Annotated in this window: 16 protein-coding genes; 1 reads left to right on the forward strand and 15 read right to left on the reverse strand. The window is 55.3% G+C overall.

Features of this window, described 5'->3' with window-relative positions; all coding sequences use genetic code 11:
• Positions 1–37 precede the first annotated feature (37 nt).
• From EJL02_RS12070 to EJL02_RS12080, 3 genes are read right to left on the reverse strand one after another with little or no spacing between them, the layout of a single operon-like run.
• A complete protein-coding gene (locus tag EJL02_RS12070; RefSeq protein WP_243114478.1) occupies positions 38–2,017 on the reverse strand; it encodes an NlpC/P60 family protein in 1,980 nt (659 codons plus the stop codon).
• Positions 2,018–2,061: 44 nt separating this feature from the next.
• A complete protein-coding gene (locus EJL02_RS12075; protein WP_125116621.1) occupies positions 2,062–4,401 on the reverse strand; it encodes a VirB4-like conjugal transfer ATPase, CD1110 family in 2,340 nt (779 codons plus the stop codon).
• Entirely contained in the window at positions 4,394–4,738 is a 345-nt protein-coding gene (locus EJL02_RS12080) for a PrgI family protein (RefSeq protein WP_125116622.1), read from the reverse strand. The genes EJL02_RS12075 and EJL02_RS12080 overlap by 8 nt, the downstream gene beginning before the upstream one ends.
• Positions 4,739–4,859: 121 nt before the next feature.
• On the opposite strand from EJL02_RS12080, the gene EJL02_RS12085 reads away from it, so the two are divergent.
• Positions 4,860–5,168 carry a hypothetical protein gene (locus tag EJL02_RS12085; RefSeq protein WP_125116623.1) on the forward strand — a complete coding sequence of 103 codons (309 nt, stop codon included), beginning with the start codon at positions 4,860–4,862 and terminating at the stop codon, positions 5,166–5,168.
• Between the two features lie 72 nt (positions 5,169–5,240).
• Here EJL02_RS12085 and EJL02_RS12090 read toward each other — a convergent pair whose 3' ends face one another.
• From EJL02_RS12090 to EJL02_RS12150, 12 genes are all read right to left on the reverse strand, one after another.
• A complete protein-coding gene (locus tag EJL02_RS12090) occupies positions 5,241–6,080 on the reverse strand; it encodes a hypothetical protein (protein WP_125116624.1) in 840 nt (279 codons plus the stop codon).
• Positions 6,081–6,137: 57 nt separating this feature from the next.
• Positions 6,138–6,470, reverse strand: coding sequence for a glutamyl-tRNA amidotransferase (locus EJL02_RS12095; RefSeq protein ID WP_125116625.1), 333 nt, complete (start codon positions 6,468–6,470; stop codon positions 6,138–6,140).
• Positions 6,454–7,503: a VirD4-like conjugal transfer protein, CD1115 family gene (locus tag EJL02_RS12100; protein ID WP_125116626.1), complete on the reverse strand. Its 1,050-nt coding sequence runs from the start codon at positions 7,501–7,503 to the stop codon at positions 6,454–6,456. The genes EJL02_RS12095 and EJL02_RS12100 overlap by 17 nt, the downstream gene beginning before the upstream one ends.
• 162 nt (positions 7,504–7,665) lie before the next feature.
• Positions 7,666–9,573 carry a group II intron reverse transcriptase/maturase gene (gene ltrA, locus EJL02_RS12105; protein WP_125116627.1) on the reverse strand — a complete coding sequence of 636 codons (1,908 nt, stop codon included), beginning with the start codon at positions 9,571–9,573 and terminating at the stop codon, positions 7,666–7,668.
• 625 nt (positions 9,574–10,198) lie between these two features.
• Positions 10,199–10,984, reverse strand: a complete 786-nt coding sequence (locus EJL02_RS12115; protein WP_125116628.1) for a type IV secretory system conjugative DNA transfer family protein — start codon at positions 10,982–10,984, stop codon at positions 10,199–10,201.
• Positions 10,985–10,996: 12 nt separating this feature from the next.
• On the reverse strand, positions 10,997–11,710 hold the full coding sequence (locus EJL02_RS12120; protein WP_164510416.1) for a pentapeptide repeat-containing protein: 714 nt from the start codon (positions 11,708–11,710) through the stop codon (positions 10,997–10,999).
• 249 nt (positions 11,711–11,959) lie between these two features.
• Entirely contained in the window at positions 11,960–15,151 is a 3,192-nt protein-coding gene (locus EJL02_RS12125; RefSeq protein WP_125116630.1) for an S-layer homology domain-containing protein, read from the reverse strand.
• A 342-nt stretch (positions 15,152–15,493) separates the two neighbouring features.
• Entirely contained in the window at positions 15,494–16,306 is an 813-nt protein-coding gene (locus EJL02_RS12130; RefSeq protein WP_125116631.1) for a hypothetical protein, read from the reverse strand.
• A 72-nt stretch (positions 16,307–16,378) separates the two neighbouring features.
• Positions 16,379–16,996: a DUF3801 domain-containing protein gene (locus tag EJL02_RS12135; RefSeq protein ID WP_125116632.1), complete on the reverse strand. Its 618-nt coding sequence runs from the start codon at positions 16,994–16,996 to the stop codon at positions 16,379–16,381.
• Positions 16,966–17,418, reverse strand: a complete 453-nt coding sequence (locus EJL02_RS12140; RefSeq protein ID WP_125116633.1) for a hypothetical protein — start codon at positions 17,416–17,418, stop codon at positions 16,966–16,968. Before EJL02_RS12140 ends, EJL02_RS12135 begins: the two co-directional genes overlap by 31 nt.
• Positions 17,408–18,766 carry a relaxase/mobilization nuclease domain-containing protein gene (locus EJL02_RS12145; protein ID WP_125116634.1) on the reverse strand — a complete coding sequence of 453 codons (1,359 nt, stop codon included), beginning with the start codon at positions 18,764–18,766 and terminating at the stop codon, positions 17,408–17,410. The genes EJL02_RS12140 and EJL02_RS12145 overlap by 11 nt, the downstream gene beginning before the upstream one ends.
• Complete coding sequence (locus EJL02_RS12150; RefSeq protein ID WP_164510417.1) at positions 18,767–19,075, reverse strand: plasmid mobilization protein; 309 nt, start codon at positions 19,073–19,075, stop codon at positions 18,767–18,769. It lies immediately after the preceding gene.
• Between the last annotated feature and the right edge of the window lie 32 nt (positions 19,076–19,107).

A 19,107-nucleotide genomic window follows, 5' to 3' on the forward strand; every position in this document is an offset into this window, starting at 1 on the left:
GGTAGGCGTGTTTTTCGCGCCCACCGTGAGATTTGTTTTATTCGGTGAAATATGTCGGCCTGGCTATGGAAGTAAAACCGCTCGCGCCGGTAATGACCACATTGTTGGCTCCGCTGGCACAGTGGATGATAAGCAGGTTGCCGCTCTCGTCCCTGCCGCCCACGATACCAACATGGGAGTCCTCTGGATAGAATACCAGATCGCCCGGCTGAGCTTCACCCCATGAGATCGCAGTACAGTAGTTATGCTGGCTTGCTGCCCCTCCGCCGTGACCGATAATATACTCGCCGCCGCTGGCGTTATAGAATACCCAGTCCACAAAGCCCGAACAGTCCATACCGTAGGGACGGTAGGTGCCGCTGCTGGAGCTGCCGGGGGCTGTAACTTTCATGGTAGTGCCCCAGCGGGTATCCCAGCCCAGGGTGAGGCTTTTGCCGCCCCAGAAGTAATTGACCTTGCCTACCAACGTCAGGGCGTGCTGGATCACAGCCTTTCGCTCCGGGGACAGATCTTCTGGCAGGTTTTCCAACAGCGCCACGGCGTCCTCCTGCGTGATGGACAAGTCGCCCAACAGGCCGCCCAGCATTTCCATTTCCTCCAGCAGCGCATCCAGCGCCTCGTTCTGGTAGTCGGTGAAATTGTAGACTGTCCGCATTTCATCGGCGGTCTTGGCGGTGATGGTGATGGTCAAGGCGGTCGTGTCGCCATCCTCACTCTCAACAGTATTTACTTCTGTCGTGATGGTGGTCATATCCCAAAAGACCGTCCGCAGGCGCTCTACGCGATCCGGGTCGAGGGTGGCCACATCCACGCCGTCCTCCGCCGCCGCAGTTTTGCAGGCAAATACGGCGATAACCTCCCGCCAGTCCGGGGGCTGACCATTGATCTGGATGCTGTCATAGTCGCCTTCCTGCAACTGGGCCAGTTTATCCGCATACTCCACGTTGATTTGCGCCACGGCAGCATTGACGGAAATGGCGTCCGGCTCTTTTTGCTGGTCGGCAAAGAAAATGCCGAAAGGTGATGATACGATAGCGGCAACCAAAAACACGATACAGAGCGCAGGGATCAGTACAACAGCCCCTACGGCTCCAACTACGGCGCTTATCAGCGACGCAACTGCATGGACAACGGCCTGTGCCGCTTTCCGGGCCAAATTGGCAGCGGTCTGCGCTGCTTTTTTGGCCCGGTTGATGGCAAGCTGCCGTGCCTGCGTCTGTGCCGCCTGTCCGGCTGCTTTTCGTGCGGCAGTCTTGCCGATGGTCTTTGCCGTGGCCTTGGTGGATGCTCCGGCCTTTCCGGTGGTCTGTATTGTGGCCTTGGCCGACGTTCCCGCCTTGCCGGTGGCCTGCGCTGCGGTGCGCTGTTTGATGGACGCTGCCTGCTTGCTTTTGATTGCGGGCGCATTACTGCGGGGACGCTCCTTCAGCTTTGTAAGGGGCCGCTGTCGCCCGATAGGCTCGGCGGCAGCCTGACTTGCCCGCCCCGGTGTCTTATAAGCAGCAGCCTTACCCGCTGGGGGATGATATACCGGGGGTGGATCAGCGGGGGATATGGCATTGGCATCAGGGGCGATAGATGCAGAAAAGGGCGGCGTTTGTGCAGAAACGTCGCCCTTGCCCTTTATGACCTGTTCTTTCTTTTCTTTGATTGCCGCCTGTTTCATTCGCTCTCCGGGGGTAGGTGTCCGGGGATTGTCCGGTTGCTCCGGCATGGCGGCATCCGGTTTGGCAGTCCGCCGCCCTTTTACGGTGCGCCGCACCCGATCCATCCCACGGCTGGCAGAGTCCGCAACCGTAGTGAAAGATTGCCCGGTATACTGCTCTACCTGTTCTTCAGCGGAAACGGCTGCATCCGATTCGCGCCCCAGCTGGTTTTTGGCCTGCTCCTTGCGATAACGGTCTTTCATCAGTTTCCCGATTTGACCGCCTACGGCGCGCTTGATGCTGCCGCCCCGCTCTTTTAACCGTCTGGGCTTTTCCCGTGGCTTATTGACTTTCTCCTTAATGTCCCGCATGGCGTCCCTCCTTTGCCGTTAATCTGTCCCAACTTGGGACGCATTTATTTTTCCGCCACATCGTCACCGGGGGTCGTGGACATGAGGCGGTAAAGCGCGGTATCTCTGGGAATGGTATTGACAAAGGGGACGATGGTGCCGCCCATACGGATCAGGCCGGAGCCGGGGGCGGAATTGGTGATGTAGCCCATTTGCGTATCAGAAATATGCAGCAGTTTGGATAGCTCTGCGCGATCCGTCGCCGCCTGATTCAGCAGCACCAGAAACTCGCTGTTGGCAAACATGAGGCGGGCAGTTTCGGAGCGCAGGCATTCTTCCACATTCTGCGTCGCTGCCGTCATTGGCGCAGCGTACTTTCTAAACCGTTTCCACGCCTTGTAGAGAAACTGAGCGGAGTAGAAATACTTGAAGAACAGGTACACCTCGTCAATAAACACCCATGTATATTTGCCCCGCCGTCGGTTAGAGGCGACACGGTTCTGGATGGCCTCCAGCGTCACCACAAGGCCGGTGGGGCGGAGCTGTTCACCCATTTCGTACAGGTCAAGGGAAATGATGCGGCTCCCCATGTCCACATTGGTCGCATGGGCGAATACGTTGAGGGTGCCTTCCACGATGATTTCAGAGGCCAGCGCAATTTCCTGCGCGGCCTCCTCCGGCTGTTTCAGCACTTCTTGCCGCCAGTCGGACAGCACCGGGGCAGGCCCCTTGCAGCCGTTTTTCAGATATGGGCGCAGGATGTTGGACGTGCAGCGGTCAATAATGGATTTCTGTGCGCCGCCCAGCGTCCCAGTCCCCATTTGCTGCTCGATGATGCTCATAAGCACCTCGGATTTCATGGCGATGGGGTTTTCCCCGTCGCCGTAGCCGTCCCCGATATCCAGCGGGTTGATATGGTGGTGGCTGTGGGGGGATATCTCGATGATCTCTCCGCCCAGCGCCCGGACAAGGGGGCCGTATTCCCGTTCTGCATCAATGATGATGATATCGTCATCGGTAGCCAACGCGATATTGGTGATGCAGCTTTTCATGGTGACGGATTTGCCGGAGCCGGACACGCCCAGTACAAAGGCATGAGGAGAAATGAGGCGTTTGCGGTCGCAAATCAGGGGATTTTTAGAAACAGCGTTGATACCGTAATTCAGCCCGCCGGGGTCTTGGATTTCCAGCGCCCGGAAGGGCATCAGAACGGCGGTGCTTTCGGTGGTCAGGGTGCGGATGGCCTTGATGCGCCGCAGGCCATAGGGCAGGACAGTGTTCAAGCCGTCCTCCTGCTGATATCGTAAGACAGAAAACTGGCACAGGTGGTTCCGGCCGATGGCCATGAGGGTTTCAGTGTCCGCGTCCAGTTGCTCCAGATCGTCGGCCAGATGGACAATGGTGACAACAGCGAACATCATGCGCTGGTCGCGGGTGGTCAGGTCGTCAAGGAACTCCTTGGCCTCCCCGCGCAGCTGCTCCAACTCATAGGGAACTGTTGCAGAGAAATTATTGTTGGAGTTTTGCTTTTGCTGCCAGCGGGTGATGTCCGTTTCCACAGCCAGGATGCGGCTCTGGATTTCCTTTACTGCCTCGTCCGTAGGGATCGGGAGAATGTCGATGGACAGCATGAGGTCGCGAGAGAAGTCGCATAGATCGGAGATCATATCATCCTTCAGGTAAGAGGCAAAGTCTTTGAGGAACAGCACCCGGCCCACTTTATCGCCCACTTCAAAATGCCCGGCCTTAAAGGCCATACTGTCCGGGCAGATCAGGTCACGGAAGTCCATCCCCTTGCGGATGGTTTCCGTCTTATCAAAGGTGAAATACTGTTCCTCGCCGGGTCGGAAAAAGTCATGGAAAATCCGCAGCCGGTCATGGTTGGAGATTGCACGCGCCCCGGAGTCCAGCCGTCCAAAACTCTTGGTCAAGTCGCCCTCTACCCGGCGGAAATATGCGCGAGTGTCCTCAATCTTCCGCTGGGCGATGGAGAGAGTGATGAATTTCTCCTGTACCAGATTGTTGCTCTGCGCCATCTTGTCCAGCAGGATTTGATTGGATTCCCTGCGGTACATATCCAGCGTATCGCCCCGCTCTTTCATCAGGATCGTGCGCTCGAAGTCCACGGGATTGAGCCTGCGGTTGCAGATGGTGATTTTGGCAGCGGCATCCGTAGGCAGGGAATTGAGCACCCCGCAATAGGACAAAAAAATAGACCGGCGATCCTCGTCGGACGCGGCCTCATAGTTGATATCAGCAAAGCGCCATGTTTTGCTGTGCTTGTTTCCCACCTGCCAGATACCATCGGTATAAATGCGTTTGATGGGAATGGATTTCTGTACGCTGCGCGGGATTGTGAATCTGTCACGCTCTGACTTGTTTGCTGCCAGCAGGGTTTTAATCAAAGTCGATGCCCTCCTTTCTGCCCAGGGCGTTGTAGTAGATATTTTCAGCACGGAACACGCGGTTGCCTGCACACAGCAGTTCGGAGCGGAGAAACGCCCACAAAAACTGTTCCAGCGTCATCCCGTTATAGTTGAAAAAGCCCATGATAGCTACCGGAGCTGCGGCAAGGATACAGACCCAGCTGGCCGTCTGCTTGCCGATCACCGTACCCAGCCCCAGATAGACGCCCACAGCGATGCCAACGGCAAAGAACGCGCACAGGAATTGCCGGGCGGACAGACCGAAAAAAATGGTTTCCTTATGCTGGCGCACTTCCTTGGGAATTTTGATTTCCAATCACATCATCCTTTCTGTTCGCATTTTGGAAATTTGACAGCTTTTTGCAATTATGAGATAATATAAGTGTAAAAAAGACGTTATTTGAAACAAATTACCACACTTCAAAGGGGGTTATCCTATGAGTGCCGTCACACTGATTTTGCGCTGCCTGTTTCAGTTGTTCCTTTTTCTTCTGGCGATAAAGGTTCTTGGTAAATTAAAACTTCTTCCGCTGGCCTTGTACCTGATCGGTGTCAACACGCTTTTCCCCGTTTGGGTAGAGGGGCATCCATTCGCATACTACGGGATTGCCGTTCTATTCCTGCTCTATCCGGCGGCTTTTTGGTGGATGAAATACCAAAAACACCGGCAAGAGGAAATTGCGGCCATGGGGGAACTGCTGGCCGGAGCGCGGCCATTGATTCCGGGGGCTGGAACCGACAAGTGAACCATGATATCAGGAAAAGGCGGGCTGCGGCCCGCCTTTTCCCGTTGTAATGCGTCCCAACCTGGGACAGATTCATAAGCCGAACATCTCACGCACAATACGCTCCGCCCCCTTGACCAAAGCCGTCAGCACCAGCATATTGAATACCATTTGGCCGATGTACTGATAGGCCATTGTGACCGCCGGCAATGAGGTGTCTACGGATGGGCTGCTGCTGGAGAGAAATGCGGAATAGATCAGGCAGGCCAAAATGATAACAGCTCCCTCCATACACACGCCCACATAGGACTTGATGAAAGCCTTACCCATACTGGAAGTTCCCTCACCGGCAAAAGAGGCCAATGGCAGCGGTGACAGAGCCGTATACATATAGAGCCGGAAAAATCGCCCGTACACCGTCAGGATCAGGATAAAAGACAGGACGGTGACAAGGAGCGAGCCTAAGAACGACACCAGCCACAAAGGTATGGATTCCAAAAAGCCGATGCTCTCGATGGCATCCACCAGGTCGGATGGCAGCGTTGCCGCCGTACTCACCGAACCGGCGATGCTCCCCATCACTGTCTGAACGATACCGCCACAGATAGAGAATATGGCGGTCATAAGCTCCATGCCGTATCCAACGGCCACCTTGGCGGCGGCAAAGCGGATGAAATGCCGCAGGGCATACTCGGGGCGCTGGATTTCACGGAAGGATGCTGCGCTCTGAAAGACGCCCATCGCAAAAAACAACACCAGCAGGCCATAGCCGATGCCCTGCAAGGCGCCGTTAATGCCTGTAATGACATTCCAGATATCGCCGCCCTTAAAGGTCTGGGGCGTTTCTGTCAGCAGCGTCCATATCTCCGCCAGTTTATCGTTCCAAGTTCCCAGCGCACTTTCCAGATTGCTGACTACCCAATTATCACTGATCGTCTACACCTCCCGTTTTGCGTCCCAACTTGGGACGCATTTCTTTTGGCCAACCTTTCACACCACACCGATAGCGGTCAGGATTTCCTTGGCAAAGGCGATCAGCAGCCCGCCAAAAAGGCAGAGAAAGCCCTGGCTGCGCTGGGATGCGTCGTGGCTCTGCACGCTCATGCCTACCTGTACGACGCCCCAGCCCAGAATGATAATGCCGATGGCTCGGATACAGGAGAAGATGAAGTCCGAAAGGTTATTGACGATAGTAAGCGGATCGTCCGCAGCCAGCGCGGGAACAGTGAAAACGCAGATCGCCAGCACCAGCGCCGCCCATGCGGCCATCATGCGGCGGGTTTTGCTGCGGTTAGAAGTCAGTCGGTCAGGGTGTTTGTTCATATGATTCCTCCGTTTCTTCAATGTCGGATGTGCCGACGATTTCGACGGCCTCCAAAGATGTAAAGGTGAAACTGATATCCTCCACTGCATACAGGCAGGAGGGGCTGTGAATATAGGGGGCGGCTCCGCCGTCCTCCGTTTCCTTGATGTTGGGGTGTTTCAGAATATCATACTTGTCGTCTATGACCGGCCTTTCGCCTCGGATCAGGACGATAGCTTTGGCGTTGTCCAGCATCCGCACCTCGTCCGGGGTCATCAATTCACGCCCAGTCTGTTGAAAGTTTTGCGAGTAGGAGCCGTTGCGGCCTCGGCTGCGGCTGGAGGTCTGCGTGTCAATGGTTTCCTTTCCCAGCAGCTCCGAAATGTACTTGTGGGACTCTTTTTCGTTGCCGCCCAAATACACAAAACTGTCCGCGTTTCCTACCAGTCCCTCCCAATCGTCTTTGAATAGGGCCTTTAGCTGACTGATATTTTGCAGAATGATGGTGGACATGATGTTGCGGGAGCGCATGGTCGCCTGCAACCGCGCATAGCCGTCCGGCAGAGCCACGTTGGCGAACTCGTCGAACATCAGCCGTACCGGCACAGGCAAGCTGCCGCCATGTACCTTGTCCGCCTGATAATAAAGTTCTTGGAACGCTTGGGTGTAGAGCATACCAACGAGGAAATTCAGGCTGTTATCATTGCTGTCCGGGATTACACAGAAAATGGCCTGTTTTCGCTCTCCGAGTTTTCCCAGCTCCAGCGTGTCAGCAGAAGTGATCCGCTGCACGTCCCGCAGGGTGAACACGGAAAGGCGCACCGCTGCACTCACCAAAATGCTTTTGGCAGTCTTGCCGGCGGCCTGTTTGAAAATCTTGTATTCCCGCACGGCGATGTGGGAAGGCTGTTCTTCCTCCAGCGCCTCAAAAAGCAGGTCAAGAGGGGATTTGTAATCATCATCGTCCTCTTTGGCACCACCGTACTCTATCATGGTCAGGATCATCTCTAAAGTCTGTTCCTCCGGCGGAGCCTCATGGAGCAGATAGAGCATCAAGGCGCTGTCAAGGGCGATCTCGGACTATAGTGATAGGTAATCCTTTGAAATTATCGCCAGATTTTCCCCCACTCCACACCGGACATGCGGCTTTCACCGCATCCGGCGTTCCATCGATTGTGTTATCAGGCATTTAATCAATCACCAATAGAAAGTTGTTCAGATTGCCGCTAATTTTGCGGCAGTACGCAGGTTGTTGATTTTGGTCAGTTGTTTTCTTGTTACAGTCAGTTGTTTACAGATACTCTTGAGGGCAGCAGCATCCTGGTCGGTCAGCAAGGGCAGATACCGTCTATGGAGCAGCACCAGATTGCTGTATCGCTCTTGGCCGCCCTGCTCCTTTGGAACTTTCATGTGACACACTATGCTGTCGGGCTGCAAGAACCATTCACCGCTGACAACGCACTTGCCTTTCTGGGCCGACAACAAAGAGAGCCTGCAATCGGCATATTCCAGGCTGTGGCCCTCCGGCGGATGTTCCCGCAGATACGCGAACAGGGTCGCATCTATCTCCAGATTATCGTGTATCTTTTTCCGTCCCGCGGGAGAGAAGCAGCAGACGACGGTGCTGATTCCGATTGCGGTTTTATACTTGATAAACGCAATGGGGTAGATTGGCCGGTTGATACCGGACACATACCGCACCATCTGAGAAGTGCCGAAACGCTCCTTTTCGCTGTCCGTCCTAGCACCGCCCTCCCGGACAAGCTGACAGCCGCTTTCCGTGTTCAGACGGTTGGTCAGCACTGTCATGACTCTGCGGTGGATTTTCCGGCAGTCCAGACTGATGCAGGTAGCAATCCTGTAGTAGTTCTGGATGCCCAACACCATTTCGTCAAACAGGCCGATTTCCTCTGACTGCGTTCGCCCTTGGGCTGGCTTTGCAATGCGCTTTGCCTGCTCTACGAGCTTGCTTTCTTCCAACTGTAGCTTTTTATCACAGATATGGGACTTCACGACATATTTTCCACCCTTGCGGTACACCATGATTTTGAAGCCGAGAAACTCGGAGTAACGCTTTCGCACATTGACAATGCGTGTTTTCTCCGGGGAGGCCTCCAACTTCAACCGTTCGGTAATCCACCTTGTGACAGCTTCCATGGTCTTCTCCGCGTCCTCTCGGTTCCGGCAGAAGATACGGAAGTCATCCGCATAGCGCACAATGAACATTTCCTTGAGATTGCTGTTCCGCATTTTCTGGTAGCCCTTGCTCTTGTCAAAGACCTCGGAGGTGCGGATGGTGCGCCATGTTCCGTAGCGGTTTGCCACGGGGTGTTCCGTCCATTGGCTGTCGATCCAGTGATCCAGCTCATTAAGCACCACATTGGCCAGCAGCGGGGAAATGATCCCGCCCTGGGGCGTTCCCTTTGTCGGGTAAACGGTGCTGCCGTCCGGCATACGGATGGGAGCCTTTAGGATACGCTTGATGACAAACAGAAGCTGTTTGTCCTGGATACCCATCGTCCAGAGCTGCTTAATAAGTTTGCTGTGATTCACATTGTCAAAGAATCCTTTGATGTCAAACTCCAAAACATAGTGTAAATGCGCCCGTTGCAGCAGGGAGTAAGTACGGGAAATTGCGTGCTCCACTGACCGATTCGGGCGGAACCCATAGCTGTTGTTGCTGAACTTTGCTTCGCAGATGGGTTCCAGGATTTGTTTGATGCATTGCTGCACCAATCTGTCCCAGATGCAGGGAATACCCAGCGGCCTGGTTTTGCCGTTTGGCTTTGGAATGTCTTTCCGGCGCACTGGTTTGGGACGGTAGCCGTGTTCGCTGCCTGTGACGATTTTTCTGACCTTACCGATGACCTCAGCCGGTGGAAGCCGCCCAATGGCACCGATATTCTGCTTATCTGTTCCTGCTGTGTAGCTGCCTGTGTTGGCCTTGATATTCCTGTAGGCCAGCATGATGTTGTCCGGGCTTAATACCAGTTCCATCAGGCCGGTGAAAGTTTCTCCGGCTTTGCTTTTGGCGTACAGTTCGTCAAATGTCCGCTGCATACCGTAATACTCAGCGTGCCGCTGGGCGTCCATACACAGGACTTTTTTCCTTTCTTTTGGCATAAGGCATCACCTCCAATTTGGAGAAGTGACCCTTTTGGTCTTACTCGAATCCTTATGATTGGATTGAATAATGCCTGTTTCCACAATTCGACTTGTGACCATTCCTCCATCCCCATTACAGGGACTTCTTCGGTTCGATCACTACTTTTCAGCAGCGGTTCACCCGCATATTGTTCTTCGCCGGGTTCTTTCTTACGAAAGCCGCTGCCTTTCCTCGTTCCGGTAATTCTATCTGTGCATCTATACCTTTAGGTTTCCGCTATGAGCCTGCCGGCTGGGATGTGCCTGTAACACAACATGGTCGTTCGTAGGGACAATTTCTACTAAACCACACCGGCTGCGCTTGAACGCACCCATACATTTCTATATGGTCTTCTTATAGACCCGTACATTCGCGGATTCGTCAGTCCGCCCGCTACGGCGAACATTCTAACCATGGGTATTTTATAGACCCTTGGCCTATAGGCAACACAGTCTGCCTCCAGACCGCTTTCGGCCACCGTTAGCGGCGGTTACGGTTGCTCTCAGCCGTTGTCGTGGGGCTTCGTACACCGGATTTGCAGCCGACGCACGCCCACCGAGGGCAGGCGTTTCAGGGCGTTACCCCGTCATTCCACCTGTCGAATTACCAGTTATCCAAACAACGGTATTTGTTGTTTGTCCGCTGACTTTTTACCGCCAGCGAACGAGTCGCACTCTCCCAAAACGGGTCGTTGTTTGCCGCGTTCTTTGGGGTCGTATTTTTGATAAGGTTGTCAATGAGCCGGAATACATCAGCATCTTTCCGGATGTAACAGAACGGGTTATACCAGTCTGAATGGGACGGGTCTACCAGATCGAACACCCGCAGGACATAGCCACGTTTCAGCAGCAGCGGCCCGGTGGCTCGGACAATCTCTCCTTTTGGGTCAGTCACAATAAAGGATGCGTTTGCCAGCATGACATTCGGCTTGACCAAAAAACGGGTCTTGCCCGCGCCGCTGCCGCCCACGATGATTTGCAGCAGGTTGCGGCGATGTTTACGGCCGTCCATTCCCATCTGTAAATGCTGGGTCAGTATGACATTGTTGGCAGGGTTTTTGTGATCCCGGTATTTCCGGTTCAGCGCCCGGGGGTCGCCCCATTTGGCAGAGCCATGCTCCACACCAGGGCGGCGGTTGAGCCGGGTGGAATAGTACATGGTAATCGCAAAAGCATACAACATCAGCGCACCCAGCAGGAACTTGGGGGTATGAGCTGTCCAGCCGATTTTCCACGGCTGGCTGACTACAACGGTAAATTGCTCCATCCAGTCAAAGACGGTCATGCCGTCCTGAAAAGCATAGGCGGCGACAGCTCCCAGCCAGAGAACAGGGATCGTCAGCAAGCCCCATAGGGGCAGACTGCTTTTGAAGTCTTTTTCCTGATGCAAGGATGCGCCCCCTTACCGTCCGTGGAGCAGGGCTGTTTTGTTGGGGTGCGGCTCCGTGGGGGCAAGCGCCTTATAAATGGCCTCCCGATTTTGACGGCACTCCGCCTCTGTGGCTCCTCCCTGTGTGATGGTTGCCGTATGGAGTCCCCGGATACGGGTGGCTTGCACACGGTCAAAGGAGCAGCCGTCCAGGATGGATTCTGCAAATGTCACCCTTACCATTTGGCAGTCCAGCGTATGACATCGGTTCAGTCTGGAGCGGATAAAACCGCCCCGTTGCTGGATGCAGTCATAGAAATGCGTGTTTGCCAGCGTACTGTCACTGAAAATAGTGCCGGACAAACAGCAGGAATGAAATTCGCTGCCGTACAGGCTGGCATCCTCAAAATGGATTCCGTTCATCCGGCAAACCGCGAAAGTGCAGCCTTGAAACACAGCGTCCAAACAATGGGTGTAGTCCGGCATACAGTAGATGGTTACGCGGTCAAAATACGCGCCTTCAAAAAATTCCGGGGGAAAGCCGCCTTTAGCCGCCCAGTCAAAAAGCCGTTGGTTCACGATCTTCAGCGGTTTGTCCCCATGTTCAAACATTCTGAAATGATACTGTTTGGCGCTTGTTTTGGTGTACGGCTGGTCGATCATCTGCTTTTGCGCCTGAAATGCAAGAATGTCCTTTTTTACCCCTTTGATCTCTCCGGCATAGTATTCGCCGCCCTTGGATTCCACCTCGGCCAGCAGGCTGTCAATCGTCCGTTCAGACCGGCCCTGCAAAATGTCGTTGACCGTCTGGACTGTTTTGGATAAATCGCTGGGCGGATAGTTTGCAGGGTCGGACATTTCCAGATAAAAAGCAAGGCTTTTGCTGATCTCCCTCGTACTTCTCACCGGCTGATATGCGATATAGGTTCCTCCTTTCAAAGCTGTGGCCTATTGCGTCCCAAGTTGGGACGCAATAGGCCACATGGATTAAAGCATTTACTTGCTCCAGGTTTCAGGATCGGTGAGCAGCGCCGTATGACCGTTGGCAGCCTCCAGTACGGCAAGATAGGCCCAGTGTTTCTCGGTCACATCGGGGAATGTCACCAGACGGCGGCGGTTATTCTCGATGTAGTCCTCGTCAGCCTCACGGCCCAGCAGGCGGTTGACAATGGTAACGACTTCCGCCCGGTCAATGGGATCGTCGGCCCGGAACGTGCCGTCGCCATAGCCCACTACCCAGCCATGGATGGCGGCGTCCTTGATATACTCTGCGGCCCAATAGCCGACGGACACATCATCAAAGCCCTTGTACTGCTCCATGATTTCCGGGTCGCCGTCGCCATAGGCATCAAAGAACCGGGCGGCCATAGCCGTAAACTCGGCGCGGGTGATGGCCTCGTCGCCCCGATAGGTGCGGTCGTTGTAGCCCACAGTCACGCCGTAGCCGGTGAGATATTCCACATAGCCCGCATACCAGGCGCCTGTATCAATATCGTTGAACTTCACGTTAGCCCCGCTGGGGATACGCTCATCCAGTTTGTCGGAGAGCAGGCGGGCAAAAATAGCGGCTGCCTCGCTACGGCTCATACTGCGCTCCGGCCCGAAAGTGCCGTCCGTATAGCCCACAATGTAGGCTCCATGATATTCGGTTTCCGTAACCGCAGGGACAGTCAGTTTTCCATCTTCATCGGTTTCTCCGGTTTCCCGCTGCCCCAGATCGCCTTTGACAATAACGGTCATGCCCTCCTGCGGGACACGCTCCTGGTCGGTGACAGTGACGGTGATCCGGTTGTCCTCGTCCATATCGGTGCCGTCCGGCAGAATAACCGTGATGTTGCCGCCCTTGCCGATGGATACTTCCGCATCCTCAATGGGACGCCCGGTTTCGTGATTCTCCACTTTGACGGTGATCGTCCAGCGGTCGCCATCGTCATCCTCCCAGCCAACGGTGGCGTTGCCGTCCTCGTTGGTCTTGCCGGTGGTGCCGGGGACGGTAATCTGACCGGCGGCGTTGGTGCTGTCCTCGCAATAGTTGTCCTTCCGGTCGGTCACAGTGATGAACATATTTTCCACGGCACTCTTGTCTTTGGAGAGCAGAACGGTGATGGTGGTCTGGTCGGCATAGTCCAGCAGGCGGCCAGAGGGCAGCCGGATGGAAAGGGTGTTGTCCGCATGGAGGGCAACCGTAGCATTGGCAACAGGGTCTTTGGTATCCGTATCGGTGACGATCACCAGATAACCGCCCACAATGGCCTCACCCTTGCTGTCCGTAGTGGCCTGCTTGTAGATTTTCTCGATTTCTTCAGTTTCCAGCGTTTCGCCGCACACGGTACATTCCTTATGCTTGCTGCCCTCGCTGTCGGTGGTGGGTTCCTGGTCAATGATCCAGTCGCCGGGCTTATGGCCTGCTGCGTTGGTGTAGTCGCCCTTGTAGGTGTCGCCGCAGCGGGAGCAGGTGTAGGTGGTGTAGCCCATCTCCGTGCAGGTGGGGGCGGTGACTTCCTCCTGGTAGTCATGGCCCAGGGCGTTGACGATCACAGCGCCGCACTTGGTACAGAGCTGGGGCGTGGTGCAGGTGGCCGCCTCGCCGGGTACATGGCCCGCCGCCGCGTCGCCCTCCAGCCGGGTCGCACCACAGCGGATACAGGTGTATTCGGTCATACCCTCGCCGGTACAGGTGGAGCCGGTGATCTCGGTGCCCTCGTCCCAGGAATGGCCCAGGGGGTCGGTGTAGTCGGTGACAAAGGAACTGCCGCAGCCCTCGCAGATATGAACGGTCTTGCCGCCGCCCTCACAGGTGGCCGGGGTTACTTTGGCAACATAGTTGTGGGGCAGGGCCGCCGTGATGTCCTCGATGTGGCGCTCCCCGCAGATGGAACACTCCCGCAGGGTGTAGCCGGGGCTGGTGCAGGTGGCCGGGATGGTGGTAACGGAGAACTCATGCTCCCCCTTGGGGGTGGTACTTTCCTTGACCTCCCCGCACCGCTCACAGATTTCCAGCACCTTGCCGGGGGCCTCGCAGGTGGCGTCCCGGATGACAACACTCTGGAACGCATGGCCCAGGGCGGCCTCATAGTCCCGCTTTTCGATCTTGCCGCAATCCACGCAAAGGTAGCGGTCATAGCCCAAGGTCAGGCAGGTGGGGTCTACGCTGTCCAGCAGCACCCAGTTGTGATCTTCGCCGCAGGTGCCGTCCCCATCGGTTTCCTCGGTGCTTTCGTCCCGCAGGTGAACATAGGCCACGCCGTCCTCCACCATGTCGGTATCATGGTAGGTGTAGGTGATCTCATAATACACGACATAGTCCCCGGCCTCGGTGTAGTTGGGGGCGCTGGTCAGGGTGCAGCCGTCCGCCGTATGGCCGTAGCGGATGGCGGTGGTGACACCAGCCTCGGAGAGATCGGACACGGTAACGGTGTGGGGCTGGCCGTCCACCACGCCGAAGTAGTCCGCAATTACGGATTTTGCGGCGGTGTAGGCGGTTTCGACATAGCCGCAGTCAGCGCAGGTGTCCATCTCCACAAAGCGGTCATGGGCCAGTTCCGGGCGGATAGCCGTTTCCATGTGGTGCTTTTCCAGCGTAGAGGACGTTTCCTTGTAGGTGCCATAACAGAAACCGCAATAGCTGCCGCTGGTGGTGATAACGCGATGGTAGGTACTGTCCACCTGTTCAATGGTTTCCGTATCCGGCAAATCCTCAAAGAAATTGTTGGCGCAATCGTACAGCCAGTACACATTGTTTTGGTAGCAGTAATCCGTTTTACCCATGTTGGTGTTAATACCACCGCAGGTTTCGCAAACGGCCTTTGTCCAGTGATAGCCGGTGTAGTAGGCATCCTGTCCAGGCACGCCATCCAGAATGGCTCCTTTACCTTCGCCGCCGATCATGGTTCCATCCGAGTACCGGACATTTCGGGTCATAGCCGTTTGGCCGTCACGGGTATACTCTGGGGTACGGAAGGTCAAAAACGAAGTTTCTTGACCACATTCCACACAGGTGAAAGTTTCATGGGTCACGGTGGCGTTGGCATCCAGCTCGTTGGTTCGGTTGTTGGCCTCCTGCCAATGCTCCGCCGGGTCATGGTAGCTGTTCTGCTGGGCAGCAAAGGCTGTCGGCACCAAACCAATGCACATGGTCAGAACCAGCAACAGAGCCAGCATAGAATGGGCGCGTTTTTTCATGGTCATATTGATTCATTACCTCCGTTATTTTGATTTTGAGATGAAAAATGCGTCCCAAGTTGGGACGCAAAACAGGCTGCCTGTCCGGGACAGTTTGGAAATGACCGGGGCTGGCGGTCAGCACTCACTTTGGTTAGAACGCCACACTCCCCAGCATAGACACAGGGCGCGCATGGCGCGCCCTGTGAGGGTGTTATCCCCTTGGTGACAGATATTCCGCTGGACGGCCCCAGTCAAGACCCGCCCAGTCCGCAGACTGGGCGGCTCGCGGGCGGTTGTGTCAGCAACCGCCCGGTCTTGACGGGGGACGGACGGCGGAATACCCTCCCCGCAGGGGAGATAACACCCTTACCGTGTGGGCCGTTTCACCTGACTGCCTCGGGTATGCTCCGGCGGGGCGATATTGCGCTCAATGGAGTTTCCGATTTTTTTGCTCATATCCTGCACGCTGTCCAGAGCCTGCCGTACCTCTTGGGGTGTCCAGTCGCCGTATAGTTCAGCAAGGCGGGACAGATCGGGAACATCGCGCTCCACGCCGAACCGTCGACAAAGAATGTAGGAAACGCTCTGCGCGTCCAAATCACATTCGCCGCGGGTATAGTAGTTGTTGACGCCCTTGGCGTGCATCCGGCAGTGTGCGATTTCAGCGGCGATGGCAGCAAATGCCTCATTGTCTGGATAGTTGGGATTGACGGCCAGCTCCATCCGCTCCGCATCGTAGAATGCAGGCGTGTCCATGTGTTCATCAATGACTACCTGCGCCACAGTGTAATTGAGAACAGTCCGTAGCGCGGCCTCCATTTCCGGGGAGCCATTTTCCAGCTGCACGGTTTTGACCTCCCGCCCGTATGTCTGGGAGATATCATAGGCCGGGGCCAGTGTATAACCTTTTCCGAACGAGGCGCGGGAGAAAATCTGAAAACTCTTGTTTACCTCTGCGTCCATGATGCTGCGTCCGATGGATTTCCATTTTTCCCGTGTGCCGAATTGGGTCACGTTGGGATTCTGGAACATAGCCAGGGCGATGTTGCCGGGGCTGTAATGGGGATTATCCCCTTGCAGCTCCAGATATCGCAGGTACATTTCGGGATTGGATGCGATTTCCACGATGCCAGAGTCCTGCATGGCCGTAGCGTTGTCCCGGTCTGCCTGTCGCTGCAATTTCCACTGCTCATCACTCTGCACCTTTTGGTTAATGATTTCAGCAAGATTTGCGATAAATATTCCTCCTTTTCAGCGTGTACGTTCTTTTTGTTTAATGGGTGCGGCCTTCTCCAGACCTTTTGATGCAGCCTCCAGCGCGGCCAAACGGCCACGGACAGACGGGCGACGTTCCAGCTGTTCCGGCTTTGGTGTGAAGTCATCCATCGTAGCCTTCGTCGGCTGTTTGGAGCCATTCCCGCGCTCGGGCAAGGATTTCTCTTGTGGAGCGCGGGTTTTCGCTTTTTTTGCCGGTTCCTCTTGGACAGATTTTTCCGGCTGCGGATAGCCCAACGCTTGATACAATGCGTTGAGTTTGGCGGCGTATCGTTCATTGGAGATAATGTCCACGGTGCCGCCGGTCTTGCCGTTGGGTCGGGCGATAACATACAATATGCCATAGTCCTTTTTGGCAAGGCGCTCAAATTGCGGCACATCCTCCGCTTTTAGCGGAAGGACAACCGCTGGGGTAGGGTCTTTCGTCAATTTCTTGGCGCTGGCCCTGCCGGTGATTTTACGGTCAGATTGTGCCAGCGCAGCCAGCAGGGCTGCCACATTCTTGATTCCGCTGGCTGTCAGCTTTACCGCCGTTTCACTGGCTTGCAGTCCTTCTTTTATCATCAGGTCGGCAACTTCACCGCTTGCGTCCATGCAGATTCACCTCCTTTCATGGCTCGAATAAAGTCCAGCAGAGTGCTGTCCTGCCCGTACTCTCTCCATGTTTGCATCTGGTGGTAGAGATGTTCGGCGCGTTTCCGCAGAGGCAGCTTGCCGGCGCTCTCCACATCCGCCGCGGATTCTGCATAGTTTAACAGGACAGCTGTGCCTGTCGGCCCCATGTGGTTATGTGTGGCATGGAGATAAAAGGCATAGACCGGCGATGGGGTCATGGTATAGGCCGTCCAACAGAGATAGGCGTAGCTTTCCGGCTGATAAACCTGATAGATTGGGAACAGATAGCTTTTTTCCCGACGTACCAGAAACAGATAGTCTACACTTTCTTGGCGTGCCAACTGCCGCACATCCAGAGCCAAACTGTCCTGATCCAGCTCCGGACAGAGTTCACCGATCATATAGAGAAAATTTATGAGGTTTTGCTTTATCAGTCTTTTGATGTTGATGGTCTTGCTCCTTTCTTTGCGTATCCCGGTAAAGCTGTTCCTGTTCTTGGATATGGGGGATTGTCTGCTCGATTTGAGTACAGGTTTTCAGTTTTCCGCGTAGAACGCGCAATTCCTGATTGATGGTATCTATCTCCGTCCCCACGTCGGCACCGCTGCGTTTTTCTCGATATAGCCCCCGCCGCAGTTCGGTGCGGGCGTCGATTTCCGCTTGCAGCGCGTCGGCCAGCATGGCAAGCTGCCCTTGGGTGTCAATACGGTTGGCCTGCAAAAAGCGGAACTGCGACGCATAGCGGTTCAGTCGTGTTACTTCCTTGCGGACTGCAAAGGGAATAGATTGACGTTTGTGGGGCGGTTTTCGGATGCCCAGCAGATACAGATAATGAACGTACAATGCACGAAAACCTGTAAGTTTCTTTCTGGACTGCCGATGAATTGTTCCGCGCCGGATAGTATACCGGCGGGGCGGTAATTGGGGACGCGGCGGCTCTGGTGCTGTCATTCCGTTCCGCCTTTCGGCAAGCCGATGCTTGATATCTTCCTCGGTGTAACCGTCCCCCAGACTGGACAGCCGGATAAAGCGCGTGCCGCCCGGAGGACGGACGGCAGCATATTTGACCTGCGGGCCTCGCTTTACGGTATAGCCCAGCTGCTCCAACCGCGCCCAAAAGGATTGATGGGTAAAAGCGCGGACGATGGCGGCATCAATATCTTGACGGATTAGCCCCCGCACGGTGGCCTTGCCCTTTGTCTGGGCCTGCCATTCTGCGTAGTGTTCCCCTTTGCCTTCCGGTTGGATAACGGACAGGCCGTGCTTAGTGCTGACGGTATTGGATGTCCCTCGGATATCGCCATAGTAGGCGGCAAAATTATCCCGGTATTTCTTCCCGTCCAACAGGGAAACGGAATTGAACAGGATGTGACAATGCAGATGGTCACGGTCTAAATGGGTGGAAATGACCGCCTCGTATCGTTCTCCCAACAGTTCTCTGGCAAATTCCACACCCAACGCATGGGCCTGCATGGGCGTTACTTCGCCGGGCGCATAGGAGTGGATCAGGTGGTAGCCCAGTACGCCCCCGGTTTTGCCCCATCGGCGCTTGGTGTCCATCATTTCCTGATAAGCGGTTTCCAGACGGCAGTTGAGAGCGGTTTCCAGCATGGTTTCTCCCATCATGTTTTTATCTGCGCTGCCGATATAGTCCAACACAGCGGACAGGTCGGTTTTTTCGTGATTCAGCACATAGCCGACACAGTGATCCAGCCTTGACTTGACCGGGATGATTTTGTCATAGGCCAACTATACCGCCTCCCGCACCAAACGCCATGCTTTTTGCACCAGATCGGATGCCGCCCGGATTTCCTCACGGGTGGCCTCGCCTCTGGCATTGGCCTGATGGGCCAGCTGGTTGACGTTGTTGCCGATGGCGGATAGCTCCCGCAACAGGGCAGCATAAGTGTCAGGCGGCCGGGGGCGCAGGTTTTCGCCCATGATAAGTTTTCGGATATGGGCATTTGCATTGAGGCCGGTTGCGGCACACTGGCGCATGAGATGTTCATGCTCGGCGTCACTGAGCCACAGGCCGATGCAGCGGGGTCTTGTTCTCATGGCATCATCCTTTCGCTTGATATGGAAAATGC

This window comes from Agathobaculum sp. Marseille-P7918 (assembly GCF_900625105.1).
In the GTDB taxonomy this organism is placed as follows: domain Bacteria; phylum Bacillota; class Clostridia; order Oscillospirales; family Butyricicoccaceae; genus Agathobaculum.